Genomic DNA, 10,683 nt, shown 5'->3' on the forward strand with positions numbered 1-10,683 from the left:
GCTGTTCCTCACTATGACTCTGCTGTAACGGCATTCATTCTGGTACCCTGACTGCCGGGACTGCCTTGCAGCAAACATTGCATGAAGCGTTCGAGACCTCGTCCTTCATCCTCCTCGAATGGCCAGTGAATCAACGATTCCGCCGCATGCTGAAACGCTGCCCCGAAGGACGTAGCCGAAAGAGATTTGGGCAACGGGTTACTAGGGCAAAGCTTGTGCTCGTACGGTATATATCCCAAGAACTGGAGCGAGATCCCCAGATAACGACTGGCGGCGCTCTCCATATTGCTGAAAATGGTATTTGCTTCGATTTCTGTAACTGCTTTATTGATTAGAATGTGGTAGCGCCGCTTATTCTGGCAGTTTCCGTCGATGTGCTTGATCAGTGCATAGGCCGCAGTAATGGAAGCGGCTTCGGGCGAAGCAACCACAACGATTTCATGACTTGAAAGAGCAAGTGAAAGCGAGCGGCTGGCCCTGCCCGGCGCAGCATCAATCAGGACCACGTCGAATGGCGGCGTTATATGCGCGAAAGATCCGATCAGATGAGCGCGGTCGCCGGCATTGAGTTTTTCAAGGGCTCGCATGCCCCGCCCCGCGGGCAGGATCGAAAATCCGTGGACACTGCTGACAAGCACTTCCTGCACGGTTTTGTCGCGCCGAATGGCATCCAGCAGGTCGCGGTGCGCGTTCAACCCCAACAGTCCGCATACATTGCCTGCGCCCGTGTTCTCGTCGATTACCAGCACGCTTTTTCCATTGCGCGTCAGAGCCGCTGCGAGATTGATCACGGCTGTGGTCTTTCCCGCACCCGTTCCGCCGGATGTGAGTGTGACAATGCGCAGGAAATTCTGAACCAGCAATCGGCGCAAGCCCTCTGCCTGGTCATGAATCGGCTCAGCCAAGGTACACCTCGCTCATATCCGGCCCGATTCCGCCATCCTCGCGACCTGCCCCGGCTATCGCGCATGAATGATCGATAGGGGTAAAAGACGTGGCATTCTGAAACTGAGGAAAGTGAGCGAACTGCGAGAGATCGTCGAACATGCGGTTTACCAGAGACTGGGCATCCGCGAGTTCGATATCCTCGGGGACCCGCTGGCCGTGAGCGACGTAGTAGAGAGGCAGGCTGTGGCGCATAGCTATATCGAGCGCACAGCCCGTTACCACTGCTTCATCCAGCTTGCTGATGATGGCACCCGCCAGACCATCGCCCCAGTAGGCCTGCGCAACTTCATCCAGTGTATGCCAGCTCGAGGCGGCGTTGAGCAGCAACAGACGCTTGATTTCACTGCCGCAACCGCTCAGCATGGCAACCTGTTCGGCCACCATCTGGTCGCGCTGCCCCACGCCAACCGTGTCGATCAGCACCATATGCTTGCCACGCAATTCATTCAACGCGAGCGTCAAGTCCTGCGTATCCCTCACTGCATGCACCGTGACCCCGAGAATCTTGCCATAAATCCGTAACTGCTCGTGCCCGCCTATGCGGTAACTGTCGGTCGTCAGCAAAGCGACCTTGCTTGCTCCATGACGGACAACACACCGCGCTGCGAGCTTTGCAGTGGTCGTCGTCTTACCCACACCGGTCGGCCCTACCAGTGCGTAAACACCCCCCTTCTCCAGAATTTCGTTCTCATTCCCGATAGTCTGGAGGCTGCCTGTCAGTGCCGTTCTTACCCAGTTCATGGCTGCGCTTGCGTCCAAATCTCCTGGTAATTGATCCAGCAGCGCCTGTACGGAAGTATCATGGAGTCCTGCTGCCAGCAGCTGGCGGAATAATTGCCCACGCACCGGATCGCGCCTCTCCTGCTCGTTCCGGCTTAGCAAGGCAAGTTGCTGTTCCAGTGTCGAATGCATGAAACGGACTTCCTTGAGAACACTGGCCGCAACCTTGTCCGCGACTTGAAGAGAATCCAGCGCAAGCCGCCGCTGCCTGCCGGGATTCATCCCGTCTGCCCTGCGGCGTGTATTCTCCGAACGTTTACGCCAGCTCCGGAAATCTGACCCGCTCGTTTCCCCCATGCCGCTCGGTTCAGGGAGGGGTGTTCCTCTGCTGCTTTTCTTCGTCAACTCTTCTCCACTCTTCGTGGAGTGCACGCGTCCCGTAGTTGCGCGAGGACGTTTGCTGGAAACTTGTGGGATGGTTTTTTTGCTCGTCCTGGCAGCGTGGCCTGTCTCTTGCGTCTTCTTTCGCGGCGAAGGAGGCGAATCAGCCTGAGGTGAATCTTCAACGTTTCTTTCAATTCTTGCCTGCTCTGCAATCGCAGCAGGATGTACAGCAGGATTTTCAGGCTCGCTCCTGGAGACGTCAGGCGGGGGTGTCGATACTTCGGGTGAAAGCGCATAAAGTCCATTCCTGCTCTCCTCACGCCGCCTTTGCTGCTGCCCATCTTCTTTCTGGCATTCCGGCGGCGGGAGCAACGAAGACATATCGCTATTGCTCAAGGCCAATATCTCGACACCATTGTCTACCGCCCGGTTCGACAGAATCACCCCGTCGGATCCGAGCTCATCGCGTACCATGCGCAATGCTTCACTGGTTGTTTTGGCAAAAAATCGTTTGATAGTCATGCTCTGGCTCCAAGGATCGAAGTGACTTTAATATTGCTTGAATCGGGTACTTCCGCGTGCGACAGTATTTTCAGTTGAGGTACGGCACGTCGCAGAAAACGCGCCAGCAAGGTTCGAAGCGGCGCCGGCACCAGCAACACGGGAACCAGTCCCACCTGCTCCTGCCGCTGACTGGCTCCAGCTGCCTCCCGAATGAGGGTATCGGCGAGTCCCGGCTCGATTCCTGCCCCGGTCGGGCTGGCCTGCAAAGCTTGCGTCAGCAACCTTTCCAGTCCGGAATCAAGCGCCATCACCTGCAACTCGCTGGCTTGTGGCCATATCTGCTGGACGATTGACCGTCCCAACGCAATGCGCACCAGCGCCGTCAGCTCATGCGCATCCTGAACTTTTGAAGCGTGCTCGGCCAAGGCTTCGACGATGCTTCGCATGTCGCGTATATGCACATTCTCTTCCAGCAGATTCTGCAGCACCTTCTGCAAGGTGGAGAGCGGAAGCAGTTTCGGAATCATATCTTCCACCAGCCTGGGAGAATCCTTTGAGAGTCGATCCACCAGCTGCTGCACTTCGGCACGACCGAGCAATTCGGCAGCGTGGCTGTGCACCAGATGATTGAGATGGGTGGCAACGACAGTGCCTGCATCGACCACCGTATACCCGAGCGACTGGGCGCGCTCTCGCTGGCCTGCTTCTATCCAGACAGCGGGCAGCCCAAAGGCAGGGTCGGTGGTGGGAAGACCAGGCACGTTGCCGGATACGAGGCCTGGATTGATGGCGAGATACTGCCCCACATTGACTTCACCGGTTCCAATAGCGACTCCCTTGAGCGTTATCCGGTAACCGTTAGGGCGCAGTTCCAGATTGTCACGGATATGAACAGTTGGCGGAAGGTACCCGACCTCCTGGGCGAATTTCTTGCGCACGCCTTTGATCCGCCCGAGAAGCTCCCCGTCCTGGGCCTTGTCCACGAGCGAAATCAGCCGGTAACCCACCTCCAGCCCCAGTATGTCCACGGGCATGACATCATCCCAGCTCGCATCCTGAGCCTCCGCCTGGATAACGGGCGCTGTCGGCGCCTGCGATGCAAGCCGCTTGCCGCGCTGTTCCATCAGATAGGCACCGCCACCGCACAATGCAGCCAGCAGCAGAAAGGCAATGTGAGGCATGCCGGGTATCAGGCCCATGAGGCCGATGATAGCGGCAGTCAAAGCCAATACCTGGGGATTTGAGAAAAGCTGGCCTGCCAGCTGAGTGCTGATATCCTCATCGGTGCCGACGCGGCTCACGACCAGGCCGGCAGCGGTAGAGATAATAAGCGCGGGAATCTGTGCCACCAGTCCGTCACCGATAGCAAGCAGGGTGTAATTTCTGGCGGCGGTCGCAAGATCGAGGTCATGCTGCAGAACGCCGACTATCAATCCGCCAATTACATTAATAAAGAGGATGAGAATTCCCGCTATCGCATCTCCCCTTACGAACTTGCTCGCGCCATCCATGGAACCGTAAAACTCCGCCTCCTGCGCAATGGAGACGCGCCGCCTGCCGGCCTCCTCCTCACCGATGAGGCCTGCGTTGAGGTCCGCATCGATTGCCATCTGCTTACCCGGCATGGCATCCAGCGTAAAGCGCGCGGAAACTTCCGCAATGCGGCCTGCACCCTTGGTAATGACGACAAAGTTGATCACCACCAGAATAACGAACACTACTATGCCGACTGTATAATTTCCGCCGACGAGGTAATGACCGAATGCCTCGATGACCTTTCCTGCCGCATCCGGCCCGGTATGGCCTTCCATCAGCACCACGCGGGTAGACGCTACGTTGAGCGACAATCGCAGCAGCGTTGAAAGGAGCAGTACCGTGGGAAACACGGCAAAATCCAGGGGTTTGTGCGTATGGATGCTGACCAGCAACACCATGATGGAAAGCGCGATGTTGAAGGTAAACATCATGTCCAGTAAAAATGCAGGCAGTGGCAGCACCATCATGCCGAGGATCATGAATATCAGCAGCGGGCCTGCAAGGCTGCGCGCCCTCGCACCGCTAAACAGGTAAGTCAGTTTTGTCATCGCAGCCATCGTTATTCAGGTTTTCCAGTTCTTCCCGCTTTCTTGAACGCTTTGTTTTCCGGATCCAGCTCAGCCGGCACGGCAAGTTCGGGCAGGATTGGCGCCTTGCCGCCAGCCTGGCCATATTGCTGATGACGGCGCAATTGATAGACGTAGGCGAGCACCTCGGCGACAACGTTATAGAGTGCCTGGGGAATTTCATCTCCCAGCTCAGCATGTTGATAGAGAGCACGGGCCAGCGGTGGCGCTTCCAGCACCGGTACTTTGTGTTGATGTCCTACCTCGCGGATTTTCAGGGCCAACAGATGGACACCCTTCGCGACGACGCGGGGGGCGCGCATCTTGCCATCTTCGTATTTGAGCGCGACGGAGTAATGGGTAGGGTTTGTGATAATCACATCCGCCCTGGGAATTTCGGTCATCATGCGCTTTCTTGCCATTTCGCGCTGCTGTGCACGGATACGCCCCTTGATTTGCGGATTACCCTCCGTTTCCTTGTTTTCCTGACGAACTTCTTCCTTGGTCATCCTGAGCTTGCGGTAGTGATCCCACAACCTGAACGGCACATCCACCGTGGCAATCAGTATCATGGTGCCTGCGATGGTAAAAAAACTCAGGGCAACCAGTTCGCCCATATGAGTTAAACCCGGGACGAGTGGCCGGGCGATGAGCGACAACACGGATTCCTTGTAATGCCAGATCGTCCATACCCCTGCGCCCCCGATCAGCGCGGCTTTGAGGAGAGCTTTCGCCAATTCGATCAGGCTGTGCAGTGAAAACATCCGGCTTAAGCCGCTGAGTGGATTTATCCGCTTGAAATCGGGATTGAGTGACTTCCAGCTGAAAAGCCATCCGGAAAGCAGCATGGGCGCCGCCAGTGCAACCAGGATCATCAGTATCAGGAAGGGAGCGAAGGTAATCAGCACATGGAAGGATTGGTCGAACAGGCGCTCGACCAGGCGCGCCGATTCAAATCCGATTTCACGCGGGATATGCATTCCCTCCTTCATCAATCGGGCAAGCTGGCTGCTGAAGTGTCCGCCCATGAGCCAAAGGCCAGTCCCAGCTGTAATAAGGAGGGCAAATGTCGACAGTTCCGTGGAGCGCGGCGCCTGCCCCTCTTCACGAGACTTTTCCAGGCGTCTGGGAGACGCCGGTTCCGTTCGTTCCTGATCGCTCTCTTCGCTCACTGCAGATTCCTGTCATAACCCTAATGACTGATAACTCCACGTGGAATTACCGCACGTGGATGACATGAGGCATTATTGAGCAGCTTAGGAGAAAGCTATCGGGGAAAAAGAACGCAATTTTCCCCATAATTCTCGCAGCACCGCGGAGAAGATCAACCTCGGGGGTTTTTTACATGGTGCGAAGCGGGATTTCCCGCGTTCGGGCAGGATCAGTGGAGTGAGTGGAGTGTTTTGCCTCAGAGGGAACTATTGCCGGATTTCCGGAATGGTGACAACAGTTTATCTGCCGCCCCTCCTGCGCAAGGTTTCGGGATTGATTGCGCCATTCGTTTTGACTTCCGTTGTTTCCGCGCCTTCCTTGCTTATTGCCTCGGCAGCCTTGTTGCTCATCACAATGATGCTGATACGCCGGTTGACGGGATTCGTCGGATCATTCCTGTCGAACAGGACTGCGGAACTCAAGCCCACCACGCGCATGATCTTTTGCTCATTCATTCCGCCGAGAATGAGCTCCCGGCGGGAAGCATTCGCGCGATCGGCAGACAGCTCCCAATTACTGTAATTTTTCTCGCCACTCGCGTAGGGAGTTGAATCGGTGTGACCGGAAAGGCTTAGCTTGTTGGGCATTTCGTTCAACGCACTGCCAAGTTTTTGCAGAATTTCGCGGGTGTGCGGCTCCAGTTCAGCCCTGGCAAGCGCAAACATCGGCCGATTCTTGTCATCGATGATCTGAATCCGCAGGCCTTCCGTCGTAATATCCAGCAGTAACTGCTTCCTGAATTCACGCATGGTAGGATTGGATTCGATCAGGCGCTCTAGGCGGCGCTTCAGGTCCTCCAGCCGACGTGCATCGCGCCGCTCCAGCTCAAGCTGTGCTGTCCTGAGGCTGAGCGGTTTTTCAGTGCTGTCAGCATCCACCTTTTGTACCTGTCCGTCCCGGCGGATCACATCTTTTCCACCCCCCTGGATCAAACTTGTCCGGTCGCCGCTCCCTGGACTTCTTTCCGGCATCGATTCCAGCGGCCTCAGAAAGTATTCGGAAATACCTTGCAATTGAGCCCGCGTCGCGGAACCAAGCAACCACATGAGCAGAAAGAACGCCATCATTGCCGTTACAAAATCTGCATAGGCAATCTTCCACTGGCCTCCGTGCCCCCGGCTTTGCCTCCTTACTTTCTTTATGACGATACGATGCTGCGTTCCTGCCACGGCTGACCTCTTTCCCCTTTCTTATTTGTCTCTTGCCCGTCTGACGTGGCTTTCCAGTTCAGTGAAACTTGGCCGCTCCGTCGAGTAGAGCACCTTTCGTCCAAATTCGACTGCCAGTGCAGGAGTATAGCCATTGATGCTCGCCAGCAAGGTGACCCGGATGCACTGCAGCATCTTCGTCGATTCATTGAGCCTCTGCTCCAGTATCGAGGCAAAGGGACCGACAAATCCATACCCCAGAAGAATACCAAGGAAAGTTCCCACAAGCGCCTGGGCGACAAGCACACCCAGTTCCGAGGGTGGCAAACCCACGGATGCCATCGTATGAATCACGCCCATTACCGCCGCAACAATGCCGAATGCCGGCATGCTGTCTGCCAACCGGCTTATGCAATGCACGGGGATTTCGCCTTCCTGATGATGAGTCTCTATTTCGTTATCCATCAGATTTTCCAGCTCGAATGCGTTGAGATTGCCTGCCGCCATGAGGCGAAGGTAGTCGGTCAAGAACTCGAGTGCAACGGGCTCGGCAAGAATATCGGGATAATTGGCAAAAATCGCGCTTTCATTGGGATCGTCGACATCAGGCTCGATCGACATCAATCCTTCCTTGCGAACCTTGACCAGAAGATCATAGAGTAGGGCCATCAGGTCCATATACAAGGCTTTGGTGTACCGGGGACTCTGCACAACCTTGGGAAGTGACCTGAAGGTGGCCTTGAGGGCTTTTTTCGTATTGCCCAGGGTAAATGCGCCCATTGCCGCACCCCCGATCATGAGAAGCTCGACCGGTTGAAACAATGCAGCCAGGTGTCCACCAGCCAAAGCAAAACCGCCGAACACCGACGCCAGCACGATGAGAGATCCAATAATGGCCAACATCTTTTTCTGATATTTCCTGTATCGACTATTGCATTGCTGGAATAGGTAATTTTAGGAGCACGCCGGTAGTCCAGGAGCCGCGCTCAACCCGTGCTGCCGCCCCGCTTCATGGTTCTTCTACGGCAAAATTGCGGTAAGGCAGACAAAATCCTGGATCGTGTCCTTTATAACGGGTCAAACCCGCCGGACTTTAGTCCATCGACACGAGTGTTCATTGCTCCGGAAAGGTAAGTGGAAAAAAGCAAAAGGCAGCCGGAAGGAATTCCGGCTCAGGAGAGAAAGAGGCTGGGCGTTGGCGGAGAACAATGTCCTCCGCGCAGAACAAGGACTGCGCGGGTATGGGAGCGCTAGGTGCTACGGCTATATAGCTGCCTCTACCACCATCGCTGTCCGCGCCTTGTTGGTTTTGCCGGCTCGGGAAGGCATATTGCACAGTCCGCAAACATAGCGGTGATGGAGATCGTTCGCGTGCACTACGAAATGCCCGCCGCATTGATTGCATGCAGTGGTCTGCATCAGTTTGCTTTCAAAGAAGCGTACCAGCGTCCAGGCCCGCGTCAGGCTCAGTATCGGCTCCATCTCGCTGACCTGGCAGTGCTCGAGATAAAGCTTATAGCTCTTGATGATGGCGCTGATTCCACGGCAGTCGCCATGAGCAATCAGATAGCGGTAAATGTCAGCGAATACGGAGGAATGTATATTGGGCTGCCACGTAAGAAACCAATCGGTGGAAAACGGCAGCATTCCCTTGGGTGGAGAAACGCCTTTCAGTTCCTTATAAAGCTTGATCAACCGCTCGCGGCTCAGGGTGGTTTCAGACTCCAGTAACTGAAGACGCGCGCCCAGGCGAATCAGCTCGATCGCTGTCTTTATCTCGTTGGCTTCCGACACAATGCTTTTCTTGCGCATAACCGTTCCCCCTATCCTTATTCTTGCTCAGGAAGCTCGCTTCCCCGGAAAATTCTCGGCAAATATTTCAGGAAATACTCTATGAAATTTCTTCAGCCGGCTGTCCTGCAAGCAGGATTGCCGTATGAGATTGCGCCATCAATTTGTCTTTGGTGTAGTTGGCAAGCATGCCGAAGACCAGGTTGTCGTCGAAACGTATCCGGCACAACATCATGTTGGAATTTGCCAGCTTGAGTATTTGTCCTGGAGTCAGAACTTCCAGGATATCGGCGATGTCCTTGCTTATCCCCAGCCTGAAAATCGCCATATCCTTGTCGGCAATTACCATCTGCTGGGCTAGCATGAGATAAGTCAGATTAAAGTCCTTGATTTCCGCTGTCAGTTCGTTGGCTTTCATTTTTACCTCCATCACAGTGAATGGCTGCATTGTGGAGGTTTGGAAGGAGGGAAAAAACTGGAGGTTGTCCGATTTGGGTGTAGAAAATGACAGCATTTCGGTGTAGGAAATTTTCCTACAGCAGACACCAGTTCGGGAGATGCCAGCGGAACTGTATAACCTGCTCAAACGATGCCTGGGATGCGATACCGATAGCAGGTTACGCCAGCTTTGGTTGATCAACGTCAACTTTTTGTGAAACTTTAGCGTCAAAACCAAATTTTTAATAATCCTGCAAAAAAATTCTGATCGAAAAGCCGTCTATTTCATCACGATCGCCTGGCAATCTCCTGCGCTTGCAGACTGAAACTCCCTTATCGTTTGCGGAACTAAGTTTTATCAAACACTTGAAATTGATTCAACAATCATACCTGCAACCATATCCACAACTATAATAGGGTTGAATGAAGGAGTGTTTAATCTAAACTCTGTTCGCCAGACGATAAAATCGGAGCAACAAAGGATAAATTAATGAGATCGCTGACTCCCATAGTCCTCTTGTTATTACTTACTCAAGTTGCTTCTTGTAGTCGCCAGACGGAATCTAATAACCATCGTGCACCAGAAGCTACTAACTATAATGACTGCATTCTCCAGCATATGAAGGGTATTGGCAGTGATCTTGCTGCACGAGCGATCGATGAAGCCTGTGCCGACAAATTTGGCGATTCTGAATCTCCAAAACAGACAGGTCTTTAATTTTCCATCCCAAGGTTTAAACCACCGGCTTTAGCCGGTCAGCTTTAGCTGCGAGAATAATAAGCTGCACGAAGGGAGGTGCGGGATGGATTATAGATACGGGAGTCATACAGTTTTTCAAATTGAATACCATTTTGTATGGGTAACGAAGTACCGGTACAAGGTTTTGCAGGGAGAGGTAGCGGAGCGAGTTCGAGAATTGGTGCGAGAGACGTGCGAAGCCTTTGAGATCAGGATAGTGAAAGGGGTGGTGAGCAAGGATCATGTGCATATTCTGACCAGTTGTCCACGAGCATGGCGCCAAGCGAGATTATGAGGCGAATCAAGGGACGCACGTCGAGCAAGCTGTTTGAGGAGTTTCCGCATCTGAAGAAGAAGTATTGGGGAAAACATTTTTGGGCAAGAGGATACTTTTGTGCCACAGTGGGGCAAATGACAGAGGAGATGATCAAGCAGTATTTGGAGCATCATTTCGAGCCGAGGGCTGACGATGATTTCAAAATGGAACCCGATTAGGACGCGTCGTTTAGTCGACGCGTATCCGGACTTTCAGTCCGTAACACTAACCCACCAGCTTTAGCTGGTGGTTGTTGAGTTATGTGTAGTAGTCGCGATCCCATCAGACAGTTCCCGATTTGACTGGTGCAGTTGTCAGATCAGATTCAACTGTTCAGTAAAGTGATTTTATCGTTCCACACCTCCTTTCCGTCAATTAATG

At 53.9% G+C, this 10,683-nt stretch carries 8 protein-coding genes and 1 pseudogene; 1 reads left to right on the top strand and 8 read right to left on the bottom strand.

Features of this window, described 5'->3' with window-relative positions; all coding sequences use genetic code 11:
- Positions 1 to 11: 11 nt before the first annotated feature.
- The 8 genes from AC52W5_RS09850 to flhD all read right to left on the bottom strand — a co-directional run bounded on the left by AC52W5_RS09850 (position 12) and on the right by flhD (position 9,227).
- Positions 12 to 905, bottom strand: a complete 894-nt coding sequence (locus tag AC52W5_RS09850) for a MinD/ParA family ATP-binding protein (RefSeq protein WP_495670869.1) — start codon at positions 903 to 905, stop codon at positions 12 to 14.
- Complete coding sequence (flhF, locus tag AC52W5_RS09855) at positions 898 to 2,574, bottom strand: flagellar biosynthesis GTPase FlhF (protein ID WP_495670870.1); 1,677 nt, start codon at positions 2,572 to 2,574, stop codon at positions 898 to 900. The genes AC52W5_RS09850 and flhF overlap by 8 nt, the downstream gene beginning before the upstream one ends.
- A complete protein-coding gene (flhA, locus tag AC52W5_RS09860) occupies positions 2,571 to 4,649 on the bottom strand; it encodes a flagellar biosynthesis protein FlhA (protein ID WP_495670871.1) in 2,079 nt (692 codons plus the stop codon). Before flhA ends, flhF begins: the two co-directional genes overlap by 4 nt.
- A gap of 2 nt (positions 4,650 to 4,651) precedes the next feature.
- The gene (gene flhB / locus AC52W5_RS09865; RefSeq protein ID WP_495670872.1) at positions 4,652 to 5,830 is read right to left on the bottom strand and encodes a flagellar biosynthesis protein FlhB; all 1,179 of its coding nucleotides are present in this window, start codon (positions 5,828 to 5,830) and stop codon (positions 4,652 to 4,654) included.
- A 279-nt stretch (positions 5,831 to 6,109) separates the two neighbouring features.
- On the bottom strand, positions 6,110 to 7,039 hold the full coding sequence (gene motB, locus AC52W5_RS09870) for a flagellar motor protein MotB (RefSeq protein ID WP_495670873.1): 930 nt from the start codon (positions 7,037 to 7,039) through the stop codon (positions 6,110 to 6,112).
- 21 nt (positions 7,040 to 7,060) lie between these two features.
- Complete coding sequence (motA, locus tag AC52W5_RS09875; RefSeq protein WP_495670874.1) at positions 7,061 to 7,921, bottom strand: flagellar motor stator protein MotA; 861 nt, start codon at positions 7,919 to 7,921, stop codon at positions 7,061 to 7,063.
- A 360-nt stretch (positions 7,922 to 8,281) separates the two neighbouring features.
- Positions 8,282 to 8,830 (bottom strand): flagellar transcriptional regulator FlhC, encoded by a 549-nt coding sequence (gene flhC, locus AC52W5_RS09880; RefSeq protein ID WP_495670875.1) that lies wholly within the window; start codon positions 8,828 to 8,830, stop codon positions 8,282 to 8,284.
- Positions 8,831 to 8,909: 79 nt separating this feature from the next.
- Positions 8,910 to 9,227: a flagellar transcriptional regulator FlhD gene (gene flhD, locus AC52W5_RS09885; protein ID WP_074976116.1), complete on the bottom strand. Its 318-nt coding sequence runs from the start codon at positions 9,225 to 9,227 to the stop codon at positions 8,910 to 8,912.
- 823 nt (positions 9,228 to 10,050) lie between these two features.
- Between flhD and tnpA the strand changes: the two are divergent.
- Positions 10,051 to 10,481 (top strand): annotated as a pseudogene (gene tnpA, locus AC52W5_RS09890) (IS200/IS605 family transposase).
- Positions 10,482 to 10,683: the final 202 nt, after the last annotated feature.

The sequence above is a fragment of the Nitrosospira sp. CT genome, assembly GCF_059489795.1.